The 15,680-nt window shown below is 74.8% G+C and carries 14 protein-coding genes; 11 read left to right on the forward strand and 3 right to left on the reverse strand.

Going from position 1 to position 15,680, the window contains the following annotated elements; genetic code table 11:
* Positions 1 to 242: 242 nt before the first annotated feature.
* Positions 243 to 1,034, forward strand: coding sequence for a tetratricopeptide repeat protein (locus IE245_RS29880; RefSeq protein ID WP_189953366.1), 792 nt, complete (start codon positions 243 to 245; stop codon positions 1,032 to 1,034).
* A 66-nt stretch (positions 1,035 to 1,100) separates the two neighbouring features.
* Here IE245_RS29880 and IE245_RS29885 read toward each other — a convergent pair whose 3' ends face one another.
* Positions 1,101 to 2,393 (reverse strand): DUF1015 family protein, encoded by a 1,293-nt coding sequence (locus tag IE245_RS29885; RefSeq protein ID WP_189953202.1) that lies wholly within the window; start codon positions 2,391 to 2,393, stop codon positions 1,101 to 1,103.
* 81 nt (positions 2,394 to 2,474) lie between these two features.
* On the opposite strand from IE245_RS29885, the gene IE245_RS29890 reads away from it, so the two are divergent.
* From IE245_RS29890 to IE245_RS29905, 4 genes are all read left to right on the forward strand, one after another.
* The gene (locus IE245_RS29890) at positions 2,475 to 3,554 is read left to right on the forward strand and encodes an HAD hydrolase-like protein (protein WP_229851677.1); all 1,080 of its coding nucleotides are present in this window, start codon (positions 2,475 to 2,477) and stop codon (positions 3,552 to 3,554) included.
* Positions 3,555 to 3,653: 99 nt separating this feature from the next.
* Positions 3,654 to 4,709, forward strand: a complete 1,056-nt coding sequence (locus tag IE245_RS29895; RefSeq protein WP_189953205.1) for an iron chelate uptake ABC transporter family permease subunit — start codon at positions 3,654 to 3,656, stop codon at positions 4,707 to 4,709.
* Positions 4,706 to 5,740, forward strand: coding sequence for a FecCD family ABC transporter permease (locus tag IE245_RS29900; RefSeq protein WP_189953208.1), 1,035 nt, complete (start codon positions 4,706 to 4,708; stop codon positions 5,738 to 5,740). The genes IE245_RS29895 and IE245_RS29900 overlap by 4 nt, the downstream gene beginning before the upstream one ends.
* A 44-nt stretch (positions 5,741 to 5,784) precedes the next feature.
* A complete protein-coding gene (locus IE245_RS29905; protein ID WP_189953210.1) occupies positions 5,785 to 6,672 on the forward strand; it encodes an ABC transporter ATP-binding protein in 888 nt (295 codons plus the stop codon).
* On the opposite strand, the gene IE245_RS29910 is transcribed toward IE245_RS29905, so the two are convergent.
* The gene (locus tag IE245_RS29910) at positions 6,661 to 7,008 is read right to left on the reverse strand and encodes an SCP2 sterol-binding domain-containing protein (RefSeq protein ID WP_189953212.1); all 348 of its coding nucleotides are present in this window, start codon (positions 7,006 to 7,008) and stop codon (positions 6,661 to 6,663) included. The two genes, IE245_RS29905 and IE245_RS29910, sit on opposite strands and share 12 nt — an antisense overlap.
* A gap of 42 nt (positions 7,009 to 7,050) precedes the next feature.
* Here IE245_RS29910 and IE245_RS29915 point away from each other — a divergent pair, with 42 nt between their 5' ends.
* The 5 genes from IE245_RS29915 (at position 7,051) to IE245_RS29935 (ending at position 12,145) form a co-directional block, all read left to right on the forward strand.
* A complete protein-coding gene (locus tag IE245_RS29915; protein ID WP_189953214.1) occupies positions 7,051 to 7,311 on the forward strand; it encodes a hypothetical protein in 261 nt (86 codons plus the stop codon).
* 7 nt (positions 7,312 to 7,318) lie between these two features.
* Positions 7,319 to 8,134, forward strand: coding sequence for a TlyA family RNA methyltransferase (locus IE245_RS29920; RefSeq protein ID WP_189953216.1), 816 nt, complete (start codon positions 7,319 to 7,321; stop codon positions 8,132 to 8,134).
* On the forward strand, positions 8,131 to 9,048 hold the full coding sequence (locus IE245_RS29925; protein ID WP_189953218.1) for an NAD kinase: 918 nt from the start codon (positions 8,131 to 8,133) through the stop codon (positions 9,046 to 9,048). The genes IE245_RS29920 and IE245_RS29925 overlap by 4 nt, the downstream gene beginning before the upstream one ends.
* Before the next feature lie 70 nt (positions 9,049 to 9,118).
* Positions 9,119 to 10,870, forward strand: a complete 1,752-nt coding sequence (gene recN / locus IE245_RS29930; protein ID WP_189953220.1) for a DNA repair protein RecN — start codon at positions 9,119 to 9,121, stop codon at positions 10,868 to 10,870.
* Positions 10,871 to 11,053: 183 nt separating this feature from the next.
* Positions 11,054 to 12,145, forward strand: coding sequence for a glycosyltransferase family 4 protein (locus IE245_RS29935; protein ID WP_189953222.1), 1,092 nt, complete (start codon positions 11,054 to 11,056; stop codon positions 12,143 to 12,145).
* A gap of 213 nt (positions 12,146 to 12,358) precedes the next feature.
* Here IE245_RS29935 and IE245_RS29940 read toward each other — a convergent pair whose 3' ends face one another.
* Positions 12,359 to 13,981 carry a PucR family transcriptional regulator gene (locus IE245_RS29940; RefSeq protein ID WP_189953224.1) on the reverse strand — a complete coding sequence of 541 codons (1,623 nt, stop codon included), beginning with the start codon at positions 13,979 to 13,981 and terminating at the stop codon, positions 12,359 to 12,361.
* A gap of 159 nt (positions 13,982 to 14,140) precedes the next feature.
* Between IE245_RS29940 and IE245_RS29945 the strand changes: the two genes are divergently transcribed.
* A complete protein-coding gene (locus IE245_RS29945; protein WP_189953226.1) occupies positions 14,141 to 15,664 on the forward strand; it encodes an APC family permease in 1,524 nt (507 codons plus the stop codon).
* Positions 15,665 to 15,680 lie beyond the last annotated feature (16 nt).

Below are 15,680 nucleotides of genomic sequence, written 5' to 3' on the forward strand. Positions count from 1 at the left end.
CGTCGTACTCCCGTGACGACCGTGGTGGCGACCAGCGCGGTGGCGGCTTCCGCCGTGACGACAACCGGGGCGGTGGCGGCGGCTTCCGCCGTGACGACCGCGGTGACCGCGGTGGGTTCCGTGGACGGGACGACCGGGGCGGCGACCGCGGTGGGTACCGCGGGCGGGACGACCGGGGCGGTTACGGGCGCCGGGACGACCGTGGCGACCGGGAGCGGAGCGACCGCGCGCCGCTCAAGCGGCTGCCGATCCCGCCGGAGGTTACCGGTGAGGAGATCGACCCCGACGTGCGCCAGGAGCTGATGAGCCTGCCCAAGGGGCTCGCCGACGACGTGGCCCGCAACCTCGTCATGGTCGCGCAGCTGATCGACGAGGACCCGGAGAAGGCCTACGGCTACTCCCGGGTCGCCCTGCGGCTCGCCTCGCGCGTCGCCGCCGTCCGCGAGGCCGCCGGCTTCGCCGCGTACGCCAACCAGAAGTACGCCGAGGCACTGGCCGAGTTCCGGGCCGCGCGGCGGATGAGCGGCGGCGTGGACCTGTGGCCCGTCATGGCCGACTGCGAGCGCGGCCTCGGCCGGCCCGAGCGGGCGCTCGCCATGGCCGGTGAGCCCGAGGTGCAGAAGCTCGACAAGGCCGGGCAGGTCGAGATGCGGCTCGTCGCCGCCGGCGCCCGCCGGGACATGGGGCAGCTCGACGCCGCCATCGTGACCCTGCAGAGCCCCGAGCTGGCGTCCAACGCCAACCACCCGTGGACCGCGCGGCTGCGGTACGCCTACGCCGACGCCCTGCTCGCCGCCGGGCGGGAGCAGGAGGCCCGCGAGTGGTTCGCCAAGGCCCTGGAGGCCGACAAGGACGGGGCCACGGACGCCTCCGACCGGCTCGCCGAGCTGGACGGGGTCGAGTTCGTCGACGCCTTCGACGACGAGGACGAGGACGAGGACGAGACGGACGCGGTCGCGTCCGACGCCGGCCCGGCCGACGAGCGTGAGGACGACGAGGACGAGGACGACGAGCGTCAGGGCGACGCCGGCTGAGGTCCGGTGACATGAGGAAGGGGCGGCACCCGTCGGGTGCCGCCCCTTCCGCGTTCCGTCCGCGGGTCAGCCGAGGGCGAGGCTGCGGAGGACCAGGCCCGTGGCCGGCTTGGGCCCGAAGGAGGTCGACTTGCGGGGCATCGTGACGCCCTGGCGGGCCAGGTCGCGGACGACCTCCTCCCGGACCGGGTGCATCAGGACCGCCGTACCGCCGCGGCGCTCGGCCTGGGCGACGGCCGCCGCCGTGTCGTGGATGTAGGCGATGTCCTCGGGGGCGTCCGGAACGTGCCACAGGTGCTCCAGGAGCGTGGCGTGCAGGACCGTCGCGTCCAGGGTGCGCCAGGCCTCCGGGCGGTCGGCGCGGACCGTGCGGGCCAGCAGCGCCGGGTCCGGGCGGTCCAGGAGGTGGAAGGCGCCGTCGCCGGCGAGGAGGAAGGCGTTGCCCTCGGCGGCGGCCTCGGCGAGGGCCTCCAGGGCCTCCGGCAGGGGGCCCTGGAGGCGGCGGACGCGGAAGGCGTCGCCGACGGCGTCGAGGGCGTCCGCGACCGGCAGGCGGCTCAGGAGGCGGTGGATCGCGCGGACCCGCAGGGGGTAGCGGGCCGTGTCGACGAGGAGGACCAGGCCCTGGTTCCAGGGCCCGGGAGAGGGATGCTCGTCGCGCAGCCGCAGATAGGTCGCCCAGCGGTGGTGCCCGTCCGCGATGAGCGCCTGGTGACGGGCGAGTTCGGCCGCGACCGTCGCCTGCTCGGCCGGGTCCGTGACCGCCCACAGGCGGTGGTGGAAGCCGTCCTCGGTGGTCGTCGCGAGCAGCGGCTCGCCCAGGACCGTGCGCTCGATCACCGCGTCGGCCCCGTCGCCGTCGCCCGGGTAGGTGAGGAGCAGCGGCTCCAGATTGGCGGCCGTCGTGCGCATCAGGGCGGCGCGGTCCTCGACGACGTGCGGCATGACGTCCTCGTGGGGGAGGACGATCCCCTCGTCGGGGGCGGACAGTTCGAGGGCGCCGATGACGCCGCGCTGGAGGACGCCGTCGCCCCGCTGTTCGTACACGTACAGGGCGGGGGCCGGGTCGGGGGCGAGGACGCCGTCGGCGAGCCAGCGGTCCATCGTCACCGCGGCCTTGCGGTGGCGGGTGCCCGCCGTGACCGCCTGGGGGAGGATCAGCCGGACGATGTTGTGGGGGTCGGCGGACTCCAGGTGGAGCAGTCCGTCAGGTCGTACGACGACGTCGTAGGGCGGGGAGGTGACGGCCGCGAGGCTGCCGACCCGCTCGGGGACGTACCGGATGCCGCGGAACGGACGCAGGCGCAGTCCCGCCGTGTCGTCGCGGACGGCGTCGGCCGCGTGACCTGAGGTGTTCATCTCGCAATGGTAGGCGGGCGGCGGACATGAGCGATGATCGGGGAGCGGGGACGGACCGGTGCGAGTGAGGAGCGGGTGGTCATGGCGCGAGACGGCCAGGAGCGGCGGACGGAGAGGCTTCGGCCCGGTGGCAGCGGGGCCGCGCTGAGCGAGGCGTACGACACGGCGCTGCTCGACCTCGACGGGGTCGTGTACTTCGCGGGCGGGGCGGCGATCCCGTACGCGGTCGAGGCGCTCGGGGCGGCGCGCGACCGCGGGATGCGGCTGGCGTACGTGACGAACAACGCGCTGCGGACGCCGGACGCGGTGGCCGCGCACCTCACCGAGCTCGGGGTGCCGGCCGAGCCGGGCGACGTCGTGACCTCGGCGCAGGCCGTGGCGCGGCTCGTCGCGGAGGACGTGCCGGCCGGGTCCCGGGTGCTCGTCGTCGGCGGCGAGGGGCTGCGGGTGGCGCTGCGCGAGCGGGGGCTCGTGCCGGTCGAGTCGGCCGACGACGGGCCGGTGGCCGTCGTGCAGGGGTACGGCGGGCCGGACATGGCCTGGGGCCGCTTCGCGGAGGCGGCGTACGCGATCGGGAGGGGCGTGCCCTGGTACGCCTCCAACACCGACCTGACGATCCCGGGCGCGCGGGGGATCGGGCCCGGGAACGGCGCCGCCGTCGAGGTCGTGCGGATCGCCACCGGCGGGCGGGCCGAGCCGAAGGTCGCGGGGAAGCCGCAGCCGCCGATGCACCGGGAGACCGTGCTGCGGACCGGGGCGCGGCGGCCGCTCGTCGTCGGCGACCGGCTGGACACCGACATCGAGGGCGCCTTCCACGGCGGGGTCGACTCGCTGCTCGTGCTGACCGGGGTCACCGACGCGGCGACGCTGCTCGCGGCCGTGCCGGAGCACCGGCCGACGTACGTGGCGGCGGACCTGCGGGGGCTGCTCGGGGGGCAGCCGGAGGTCGTGGCCGAGGCGGACGGCGGTTTCCGGTGCGGCGGGTGGCGGGCCTCGGCGGGCGGGGGCGCGCTCGTCCTGGAGGGAGCCGAGGGCGAGGGCGGCGAGGACTCCGACGTGCTCGACGGGCTGCGGGCGCTGTGCGGGGCGGCGTGGACGTCGGCCGGGTCCGGGGCGTGCGGGCTCGACGCGGGGAAGGCGCTCGCCCGGCTCGGGCTGTAGGGGAAGAGGCCGGGGGAGAGGCTGGTCGGGAAGGGGGCTTTCCGGATTCGTGACCGTCGGCCGCTGCTAGATCAATATTGGGTAGGCTAACCTAACTCCGTGTTGGTCGAGAGTCCCTCCCGTACGAGCGCGGAGCCGGTGAAGTCCGGGCAGACCCCGAAGCGCCGGAATTCCGTGCGCGCCCTCGGGCTGCTCGCAGCCGTCGGTGCCCTGCTGCTTGTCTGTGTCCTCAGCATCATGATCGGTGCCAAGCCGGTGCCGATCGGTGACGTGTGGCACGGGCTGTTCCACAACAGCGGTGTCGGCAACGACGTCGTCATCCACGACGTGCGCGTGCCGCGCACCCTGCTCGGGCTGCTCGTCGGTCTGGCGCTCGGCCTGGCCGGCGCCGTGATGCAGGGGTTGACCCGCAACCCGCTGGCGGAGCCCGGGCTGCTCGGGGTCAACGCGGGCGCGGCCGCCGCCGTCGTCTCGGCCATCGCCTTCCTGGGCGTCACCGACGTCCGCGACTACGTGTGGTTCGCCTTCGTCGGCGCCGCCGTCGTCTCGGTGGTCGTGTACGTGCTCGGGGGCAGCCGCAGCGCGACGCCGGTGCGCCTCGCGCTCGCCGGCACCGCCGCCACCGCCGCCCTGTACGGCTTCGTCAACGCCGTGCAGCTGCTGAACTCGGCCGCCCTCGACCGGCTCCGCTTCTGGACCGTCGGCTCGCTGGCCTCCGCCGACATGGAGACCGTCGGCCGGGTCGCGCCGTTCATCCTCGTCGGCGCCGTGCTGGCGCTCGGGATCGCCCGGCCGCTCAACGCCATGGAGATGGGCGAGGACTCGGCCCGCGCGCTCGGCGTCCACATCAACCGGACCCGCGTCGTCGCCATGCTCGCCGTCACCCTGATGTGCGGGGCCGCGACCGCCGCCTGCGGGCCGATCGTCTTCCTCGGCCTGATGGTGCCGTACATGGTGCGCGCGATCACCGGGCCCGACATGCGGTGGATCCTGCCATACGCCGCGGTGCTCGCGCCCGTGCTGCTGCTCGGCTCCGACGTCCTCGGCCGGGTCGTCGTCCGGCCCGCCGAACTCCAGGTCGGCATCGTGACGGCCCTCGTCGGCGGGCCCGTCTTCATCCGACTCGTACGCCGCAAGAGGATGGCCCAGCTGTGACCACCAAGACCCTGCGGACCGGCGGCGGAGTCTCCGTACGGTACGCGCCGCGGGCCGCGTTCTCCGGCCTCGGGCTGATCCTGCTCACCCTCGCCGTCGGCACCGTCCTCGTCTGCACCGGCGACTTCCCCATGACCCCGGGCGAGGTCCTCGACACCCTGATCGGCCGGGGGACCGTCGTCCAGGAGTTCGCGGTGATGGAGCTGCGGCTCCCGCGGGTCCTCGTCGCGATCTTCGTCGGTGCCGCGCTCGCCCTCGGCGGGGCGGTCTTCCAGTCGATCTCGCGCAACCCGCTCGGCAGCCCCGACGTCATCGGCTTCGGGCAGGGCGCCACCGTCGGCGCGCTCGCCGTGATCGTCCTCTTCCAGGGCAGCGCGGTCGCCACCGCCCTCGGGGCCGTCGTCGGCGGCGTCCTCACCGGCGCCGTGATCTACCTGCTCGCCTGGAAGCGGGGCGTGCACGGCTACCGCCTGGTGCTCGTCGGCATCGGCGCCGCCGCCATGCTCACCTCCGTCATCCACTACCTCATCACCAAGGCCAACCTGGTGGACGCCACCCGCGCCACCGTGTGGATGACCGGCTCCCTCGACGGCCGTGACTGGACCCAGTTCTGGCCGCTGCTCGCCGTCTGCTGCGTGCTCGTGCCGCTGGTCCTCGGCCACGGCCGGGCGCTGCGGATGCTGGAGATGGGCGACGACGCGGCGTACGCGCTCGGCGTGAAGGTCGAGCGGACCCGGATCGTGCTGATGGCCTCCGCCGTGCTGCTCGTCGCCGTCGCCACCTCGGCGGCCGGGCCGATCGTCTTCGTCTCCCTCAGCGCCCCGCAGCTGGCCCGCCGGCTGACCCGCGCGCCCGGCCCGAACCTGGCGGTCTCCGCCGTCATGGGCTCCGCGCTGCTGCTGAGCGCCGACTGGATCGCCGGCAACGCCTTCGGCGACCGGCAGCTGCCCGTCGGCGTCGTCACCGGCATCCTCGGCGGCTGCTACCTCCTCTGGCTGCTCGTCAGCGAACGCAAGGCGGGCCGGATATGAGCGCGCCCCAGGACCACCCGAACCAGGACACCAGGAGTACCCCCATGAGCGATCGGCAGCGGCAGCGGCTCGGGGCCGAGTCGGTCACCCTCGCGTACGAGCAGCGGGTCATCGCCCGCGACCTGTCCGTCGAGATCCCCGACCACTCCTTCACCGTCATCGTCGGGCCCAACGCCTGCGGCAAGTCGACCCTGCTGCGCGCCCTGTCCCGGATGCTCAAGCCCACCGAGGGCCGGGTGCTGCTCGACGGGCAGTCCATCCACTCCCTGCCGGCGAAGAAGGTCGCCCGGACGCTGGGCCTGCTGCCGCAGTCCTCGATCGCGCCCGACGGCATCACCGTCGCCGACCTCGTCGCCCGCGGCCGCTACCCCCACCAGGGGCTGCTGCGCCAGTGGTCGCCGGAGGACGAGCGGATCGTCCAGGAGTCGATGGAGTCCACCGGCGTCGCCGAACTCGCCGACCGCTTCGTCGACGAGCTCTCCGGCGGCCAGCGCCAGCGGGTGTGGATCGCCATGGCCCTCGCCCAGCAGACCCCGCTGCTGCTGCTCGACGAGCCGACCACGTACCTCGACATCCAGCACCAGATCGACGTCCTCGACCTCTGCGCCGAGCTGCACGAGACCCAGGGGCGGACGCTCGTCGCCGTCCTGCACGACCTCAACCACGCGGCCCGGTACGCCACCCACCTCATCGCGGTGCGCGGCGGCGAGGTCGTCGCCGAGGGCCCGCCGTCGGAGGTGGTGACCGCGGAGCTGGTCGAGCGGGTCTTCGGGCTGCGCTGCCAGGTCATCGAGGACCCGGAGACGGGCACCCCGCTCGTCGTCCCCGCCGGGCGGCAGGCGCGCGCCAGGCGGTCCCTCCCGGCCCAGGGGCCGGCGGAAGGCCCGGCGAAGGAGTCCGCCGAGGGCCAGGAGGCCGTGCTACAGAAGTGAGCGCAGCCGCAGCAGGTCGCGGAAGCCGGCCTCCAGGCCGACCCGGCCGGAGGCCCAGGCCTTCGCGAAGTGCAGCCGGCCCTCCACCATCGCGACCAGGTCGTCGCCGGTCATCCTGAGACGGATCTGCGCCTTCTCCGGCGGCGGTCCCGCCACCGTGGAATCCACGAGCATCCGGCCGCCCGCGAGCCGGCCGGTGAAGGTCGTGTCCAGGTCCGTGAGGTGGCAGCTCAGGGTGCGGTCGAGCGCGGCCGCGCCCTTCATGGAGCCGTCCGCCCCCGCGAGCCTGTCCGCCAGCTTGTCGAGCGCCTCGCGGCACTCCGTGATCGTCGCCATCGCCGTCGACCGTACCCCAGGGCTTCGCGGTAGCGTCGGGGCATGAGCGAAGCGATGACGGACGCCGGTACGGATCCGGCGGCGGACGGGCCCGCCGCGGCGGCGCCGCTGGGGGTCGGCCGGGAGCCCACCGGACTGCCGGCCGTCGACGCGCTCCTGGAGCGTCTCGCCGAGACCGACCGCCTCACGGCGGACGGACACCTCGCGGTGTACGAGGATGTACACCGAGGCCTGCGCGCCGAGCTGACCTCGCTCGACGCGCACCCCGCCTCCGCACCCCGTCCGCACGACCCCAGGAGCTGAACCCAACGTGGCAGGAGTGGCACGCCGCCGACTCGACGCCGAGCTGGTCCGGCGCAAACTCGCCCGCTCGCGCGAGCACGCCGGCCAGCTGATCGCCGCCGGCCGGGTGACCGTCGGCAAGACCGTCGCCACCAAGTCCGCCACCCAGGTCGAGACCGCCGCGGCGATCGTCGTCTCCCCGGACGACTCCGATCCCGACTACGTCTCGCGCGGCGGCCACAAGCTCGCCGGCGCCCTCGCCGCCTTCGTCCCGCTCGGGCTCGTCGTCGAGGGCCGCCGGGCGCTCGACGCCGGGGCCTCCACCGGCGGCTTCACCGACGTGCTGCTGCGCGCGGGCGCCGCGCACGTCGTCGCCGTCGACGTCGGCTACGGACAGCTCGCCTGGTCGCTCCAGAGCGACGAGCGGGTCACCGTCAAGGACCGGACCAACGTGCGCGAGTTGACATTGGACGCCATCGACGGGATCCCCGTCGACCTCGTCGTCGGAGACCTCTCCTTCATCCCGCTCGGCCTCGTGCTGCCCGCGCTCGCCGCCTGCACCGCACCCGGCGCCGACCTCGTCCTGATGGTGAAACCGCAGTTCGAGGTGGGTAAGGAGCGGCTCGGCTCCGGCGGTGTCGTGCGCAGCACCGAGCTGCGCGCCGACGCCGTGAAGAACGTCGCACGACAGGCCGCCGAGCTGGGACTCGGCGTGCTCGGCGTCACCGCCAGCCCACTGCCCGGGCCCTCCGGGAACGTCGAGTACTTTCTGTGGCTGCGGGCCGGAGCGCCCGCACTCGATCCGGCGGATGTCGACCGAGCCGTGGCGGAGGGACCTCGTTGACAGAGACAGCGGCACCACAGGCACCACGCACCGTCCTGCTGCTCGCGCACACCGGCCGGCCGGCCGCCGTGCGCAGCGCCGAACTCGTCGTCCTGGGGCTGCTGCGCAGCGGCATCGGCGTCCGCGTCCTGGAGGCGGAGGCGGCCGACCTGCCGCTGCCGCCCTCCGTGGAGCGGATCCCGGACGAATGCCCCGAGGCGCTCGACGGCTGCGAACTGATCATCGTCCTCGGCGGTGACGGGACACTGCTGCGCGGCGCCGAGTTCTCCCGGGCCTCCGGCGTCCCCATGCTCGGCGTCAACCTCGGCCGGGTCGGCTTCCTCGCCGAGGCCGAGCGCGACGACCTCGACAAGGTCGTCGACCGGGTCGTCACCAAGGCGTACGAGGTCGAGGAGCGGATGACCCTCGACGTGGCCGTCTACCAGAACGGGGACGTCCTGCACCGCGACTGGGCGCTCAACGAGGCGGCCGTCCAGAAGGTGTCCCCGGAGCGGATGCTGGAGGTCGTCCTCGCCATCGACGGGCGCCCGGTGACCGGCTTCGGCTGCGACGGGGTGATCTGCGCGACGCCGACCGGCTCGACCGCGTACGCCTTCTCGGCCGGCGGCCCGGTCGTCTGGCCCGAGGTGGAGGCGCTGCTCATGGTGCCGATCGGGGCGCACGCGCTCTTCGCCAAGCCGCTCGTCACCACCCCCGACTCGGTCCTCGCCGTCGAGGTCGAGCCGCACACCCCGCACGGCGTGCTGTGGTGCGACGGGCGGCGGACCGTCGAGCTGCCCTCGGGCGCCCGGGTCGAGGTCCGGCGCGGCGAGGTTCCCGTCCGGCTCGCCCGGCTCCACCACGCCTCCTTCACCGACCGGCTCGTCGCCAAGTTCGCGCTGCCGGTCTCCGGCTGGCGGGGCGCGCCCCACTGATCCGCCCCACCGACCCCCGGTGACCACCCCGAGGCGGGGGTGATGTCGCGTCCCGGCACGGAAACCTCGTATGGTCTGGGGCGTGCTGGAGGAGATGCGGATACGGTCGCTCGGGGTCATCGACGACGCGGTGGTCGAGCTGTCGCCCGGCTTCACCGCGGTGACCGGTGAGACCGGCGCGGGCAAGACCATGGTCGTCACGAGCCTGGGGCTGCTGCTCGGCGGCCGGGCCGACCCGGCCCTCGTACGGATCGGGGCGGGCTCGGCGGTCGTCGAGGGGCGGATCACCCTGCCGCCCGGCGCCGCCGCCGCCGTGCGGGCCCAGGAGGCCGGGGCGGAGCTCGACGAGGGCGCCCTGCTCGTGACCCGCACGGTCTCCGCCGAGGGGCGCTCGCGGGCCCACCTCGGCGGGCGTTCGGTGCCCGTCGGGCTGCTCGCCGAGCTCGCCGACGAACTCGTCGCCGTCCACGGCCAGACCGACCAGCAGGGACTGCTGAAGCCCGCCCGGCAGCGCGGCGCCCTCGACCGGTACGCCGGCGAGGCCGTCTCCGGTCCGCTCGCCGCCTACGGCGAGGCGTACCGCCGGCTGCGGGCCGTCACCACCGAACTGGACGAGATCACCACCCGGGCACGTGAGCGAGCCCAGGAGGCCGATCTGCTGCGCTTCGGGCTCGCCGAGATCGAGGCCGTCGCGCCGCGGCCCGGCGAGGACGAGGAGCTGGCCGCCGAGGCCGAGCGGCTCGGGCACGCCGAGGCGCTGGCCTCCGCCGCCGCGCTCGCGCACGCCGCGCTCGCCGGGAACCCGGAGGACCCCGAGTCCGTCGACGCGACCACGCTCGTCGGCGGGGCGGGGCGGGCCCTGGAGGCCGTGCGCGCGCACGACCCGGCGCTCGCCGCGCTCGCCGACCGGACGGGGGAGATCTCCATCCTGCTCGCCGACGTGGCGCAGGAGTTGGCCGGGTACGCCGACGACCTGGACGCCGATCCGCTGCGGCTCGCCGCGGTCGAGGAGCGGCGGGCGGCGCTCACCCAGCTCACCCGGAAGTACGGCGAGTCCGTCACGGCCGTCCTGGCGTGGGCGGAGGAGAGCGCGGAGCGGCTCGGGGAGCTCGACGGCGACGACGAGCGGATCGGGGAGCTGACCGCCGAGCGGGACAGGCTCCGCGACGAGCTGTCCGTCCTCGCGCAGCGGCTCACCGACGCCCGCGTGGAGGCCGCGGACCGGTTCGCCGGGGCGGTCACCGCCGAACTGGCCTCGCTGGCGATGCCGCACGCGCGCGTGTCCTTCGACATCCGGCAGACCGAGGCGGCCGACGAGGCGAACGGCGTCCTGGTCGGCGGGCGGTGGGTCGCGTACGGGCCGTCCGGCGTCGACGAGGTCGAACTGCTGCTCGCCCCGCACCCGGGGGCGCCGCCCCGGCCCATCGCCAAGGGCGCGTCCGGCGGTGAGCTGTCGCGGGTCATGCTCGCCGTCGAGGTGGTCTTCGCCGGGGTCGACCCGGTGCCGACGTACCTCTTCGACGAGGTCGACGCCGGCGTCGGCGGCAAGGCGGCCGTGGAGATCGGCCGCCGGCTCGCCAAGCTGGCCCGCACCGCGCAGGTCGTCGTCGTCACCCACCTGCCGCAGGTGGCCGCCTTCGCCGACCGGCAGCTGCTGGTGGAGAAGACCAACGACGGCTCGGTGACCCGGTCCGGCGTCACCGTCCTGGAGGGCGAGGAGCGGGTCCGCGAACTCTCCCGCATGCTCGCGGGCCAGGAGGACTCCGAGACCGCCCGGGCCCACGCGGAGGAGCTGCTGGCCACGGCCAGGGCGGATGCCTGAGGCGTCCCCCGCGCGGGGCTCCCGGGCGGCCCGGGGCGCGCGGGGTCGTGTGCGCGCGCTCGCCCGGACGGGTGAATCCGGGGGCGGGGTCGTGCGACCGGCGCCCGGCCGGGCGGGGAACGTTGCGGTGTCGGTGCCGGAACGTGCGTACGGGTGGCCGCCGGGGCTGGCATCCTTGGGCGCGTGACACAGCTCCGTACGGTCCAAGTGCTGGGCGGCGGCAGCGCGGGCAGCAGCGCTCACGTCCGATCACTTGCCTCGGGGCTGGTGGCGAGGGGCGTCCGGGTGACCGTGTGCGCTCCGGCCGAACTCGACCGCCTCTACGACTACTCCGGGGCCGGCGCGCACGTCGTGCCGCTGCCGCGCCGCAACGACCCGGCGACCGTCGGCGTGCTCCGCAACGCCTGCATCGGCGCCGACGTCGTCCACGCGCACGGACTGCACGCCTCCGTCCGGGCCGCGCTCGCCGTCTCCGGCGCCGTCGGGCCCGCCCGCGTCCCGCTCGTCACCACCTGGCACGGGCGGCCGTACGCCGAGGGGCCCAAGGCCGGGCTCGTACGGCTCCTGGAACGCCGGACCGTACGGGCCGCGGCCGTCGTCCTCGGGACCTCCTCCGAACTCGTCGACCGGGCCCGGCGGCGCGGGGCGCGCGACGCCCGGCTCGCGCCCGTCACCGTGCCCGCCGCGCGGGGGCCCGTCTGCCTCCACGACGGCAAGGCCCGCGCCGAACTCGGCGCCGTCGACCGGCCCCTGCTCATGGCCGTCGGCGCGCTCGAACCCGGGCGCGGGTACGGGACGCTGCTCGACGCGGCGCGGGAGTGGCGGGAGCTGGAGCCGCAGCCGCTGCTCGTCATCGCCGGCGAGGGGCGCGAACGGGCCGCGCTGCAGCGGCGGATCGTGGCGGAAGGCCTCGCCGCGCGGCTCATCGGGCGCCGCGACGACGTCGCCGAACTCCTCGCCGCGGCGGACGTCGCGGTGCTGCCGTCGCGCTGGGAGGCCCGGTCCCTGCTCGCGCAGGAGGCGCTGCGGCTCGGCGTGCCGCTGGTCGCCACCGCGGTCGGAGGCGTACCGGAACTCGTCGGCGACGCGGCGGAACTGGTGCCGTACGGGGACGCGGCGGCGCTCGCCACGGCGGTGCGGGGCCTCCTGGAGGACGCGGAGCGGCGGATGGACCTCGCGGCGGCGGGACGGGTGCAGGCGGGGACGTGGCCCTCGGAGGACGACACCATCGCGCACGTCCTGAGCGTGTACGACGAGCTCGCGGCGGCGCGTTAGTGTCCTGAGTCGGAGATTCCTGGGTAGTTCTCCCAGCCTCCGGCTTCCGGGCCGACGGTTCCAGGTCGAGCCCCACCCTGGTGAGAAGCGGGCGCGACCGCCGACCGATCGAAGCAGAGATCTGCCTGAAGACTTCCGACTCGGGACACTGGGCGTCGCGGGCCCGGCACGATCCGAAGGGAACGGCCCGGCCCCGGCGCGCCCGCCCGGGGGTCACGCCGTGTGCCGCCGCGCGCGGAGCGCCAGGGAGAGGGCCAGGACCGTCTGGGGGTCGTCCAGGTCCGTGCCGAGGAGTTCGGAGATGCGGGCCAGGCGGTTGTAGAGCGTCTGGCGGTTGAGGTGGAGCTCGCGAGCCGTCTCCGCCTTGCGGCCCGCGTGCGCCAGGTACGTCTCCAGCGTGGGGAGGAGCGGCGGCCGCGAGGCGCGGTCGTGGTCGCGGAGAGGACCGATCGCGCGGTCGACGAAGGCCGCCAGGTCCGGGTGGTCGCGCAGCCGCCACAGCAGCAGGTCGATGTCCAGGCGCCGGGCGTCGTACCAGGGCCGGTCCGTCAGGCCCTGCGCCGCCGTGGCCGTCTCCGCCGCGTGCCGCAGGCCCGCCGACGCCGCCGCCCAGCCGCCGGCCATGCCGACCACCACGACCGGCGGATGCGCGCCGGCGCCTTCGAGGCCGGCCCGTTCGACGCCGGCCCGCAGCGCCGCCGCGACCCGGTCCGCGACCGCCGTCCGCTCCGACTCCGAGCGCAGGCCCAGGAGGAGCGGGACGCGGCCCTCGACCGGGCGGACGCCGAGGAGGGCGGGGACGCCGACGGCGGCCAGCTCCTCGTGGACGGCGCGGGCGAGCAGCGCCCAGCTGCCGGACGGGGACAGTTCGGGGGCGAGCCGCATGACGACCGGGAGCAGCGGGCCGTCGCCGGGGCGGAAGCCGAGGACGCGGGCCTGCGCCGGGGCGTCCTCGGCCGAGATCCGCCCCTCCGCCAGGTCGGTCAGGAAGTCGCCGCGGCCCCGGGCCGCCAGCTCCTCCTCCTGCCGGGCCTGCATGAGGACGACGGCGAGGAGTCCGGCCGCCCGCTCGGCGGCCATCCGGTGGACGGGGGAAAGGGCGCCGGAGACCGCCAGGAGGACGAGGCGGGCCCGCACCGAGCCCGTACCGGGACCCCCGCCGGGGACGTCGACGAGGACCGTGCCGGTCGGCGGCCCGGACTCGCGGGCGGCGCGCCGGCCGCGGAGGCCGTCCCAGACCTGGAGCGGGTCGGCGGGCCCGGACTCGGTGCCCGCCGCGTACAGGAGCTGTCCCTCGGCGGTCTCCAGGAAGACCGGGTTCGCGGCGAAGTCGGAGAGGATCCGGAGGACCTGGGGCACCCCGCCGCCGCCGAGGAGCGCCTCGGTGCACTGCCGGTGGACCTCCTCGGCCCGCCGCTGGAGCGCGTAGTGGCCGTTGACGATCTCGGTGTGGATCTCCTCCGTGACGGCGACGAAGGGGACCTCGCGGTGGAGCTGGACGAGCGGCAGCCCGGCGGCCCGCGCGGCCTCCACTATCGTCGCCGGCAGCCGGGCGAAGCGCGGGCCGAGCTCGACGACGAGGGCGGCGATGCCGCGGTCGGCGAGGCGGCGGACGAAGGCCCGCTGCTCGGCCGGGCGGGTGCCGAGGCCCAGGCCGGTCGTCAGGAGCAGCTCGCCGCCCTTCAGCAGGGACGCGATGTTCGGCACCTCGCCGGCGTGGACCCAGCGCACGGTCCGCTGGAGCCGGTCCGCCCCGGCGACGACCTCCGGAAGGCCGCTGCGGAGCCCCGGCAGTTCGAGTGCCCGTTGTACGGTGATGCCGCCCTGCGTGTCCATGGGCGGACGGTATCGCCCGCCGTGTTTCCCGGACATCACCCGATCGTCAACCGGTCGGACACTTCGTACAACGGACCGGCAACTCGTCGTGTCGTGGCGGGAATTGTGTGACCACCTGTCGCTTGTGGCCTACATCACTTCCGAGGATGCTCTCGCGCCATGGCAGACACCTCCAGCAAGGGGCCCGCGCCCCGCGTCGACCGGCTCAAGGCGAACTCCGTCGGGCTCGTCGGCGTCGTCTTCATGGCCGTGGCCACCGCCGCGCCGATCACCGCGATGACCGGAAACCTCCCCATCGCCGTCGGCTTCGGCAACGGCACCGGCGCGCCCGCCGGCTACCTCTTCGCCACCCTCGTCCTCACCGTCTTCTCCGTCGGCTACGTGGCCATGGCCAAGCGGATCACCGCCGCCGGAGCCTTCTACGGCTACATCTCGCACGGCCTCGGCCGGATCGCCGGCATGGCCTCCGGCATGCTCGCCGTCCTCGCGTACATCGTCTTCGAGGCGTCCATCGTCGGCGTCTTCGCCTACTTCGCGAAGACCACCGTCGCCGACCAGCTCGGCGCCGACCTGCCGTGGATCCTGTACGCGGCCGCCATGCTGGCCGTCACGGCCGTCCTGTCGTACTTCGACATCAACCTGACCGCCAAGGCCCTCGGCGTCATGCTCATCGCGGAGATCGCCGTCCTCTTCGCGGTCGCCACCGCCGTCCTCGTCCACGGCGGCGGCCCCGACGGCATCCCCGTCGAGCCGATCAACCCGAAGAACGCCTTCACCGGCGCCTCCGCCGGGCTCGGCCTCTTCTTCGCCTTCTGGTCCTGGGTCGGCTTCGAGTCGACGGCCATGTACGGCGAGGAGTCCCGCGACCCCAAGCGCGTCATCCCCCGCGCCACCCTCGTCTCCGTCGTCGGCGTCGGCCTCTTCTACATCTACGTGTCCTGGATGGCGATCGCCGGGAACGGCCTCACCGGCTCGGTGGAGCTGTCGTCCTCCAGCAGCCCGCTCGACCTCTTCTTCGCGCCGGCCCACACCTTCATCGGCGCCTGGGCCGTCGACGCCTTCCAGTGGCTGCTGCTCACCGGCTCCTTCGCCTGCGGCATGGCCTTCCACCAGTGCGCCTCGCGCTACCTCTACGCCATCGGCCGCGAGGGCTTCCTCCACCCCGCCCTCGGCCGCACCCACCCCAAGCACGCCTCCCCTTACCTCGCCTCCTTCGCGCAGAGCGCCATCGCCGTCGTCCTCGTCGGCGCCTTCTGGCTCACCGGCCAGGACCCCTACATCCACCTCTACACGCTGCTCGCGATCCTCGGCACGATGGCGATCCTCATCGTGCAGACCCTCTGCTCCTTCGCCGTCATCGGCTACTTCCGCCGGAACCACCCCGAGGACCGGCACTGGTTCAGGACCCTCACCGCGCCCCTCCTCGGCGGCATCGGCATGACCGCCGTCGTCGTCCTCCTCGTCGTCAACATGGAGACCGCGGCCGGGCTCGCCGCCGACTCCCTCTTCTTCAAGGCGATCCCGTGGATCGTCGGCGGAGTCTTCCTCGGCGGCCTCGCCCTCGGCTTCCACCTGAAGGCCCGGCACCCCGAGCGGTACGAGATCATCGGCCGGATCGTCCTGGAGGACGCCGCCGAACGCGACGACGAGCAGGCGGAGCCCGTACCTGCAGCGCACGGCTGACCCCTCACCGCCAACC

The organism is Streptomyces roseolus (assembly GCF_014649855.1).
In the GTDB taxonomy this organism is placed as follows: domain Bacteria; phylum Actinomycetota; class Actinomycetes; order Streptomycetales; family Streptomycetaceae; genus Streptomyces; species Streptomyces roseolus.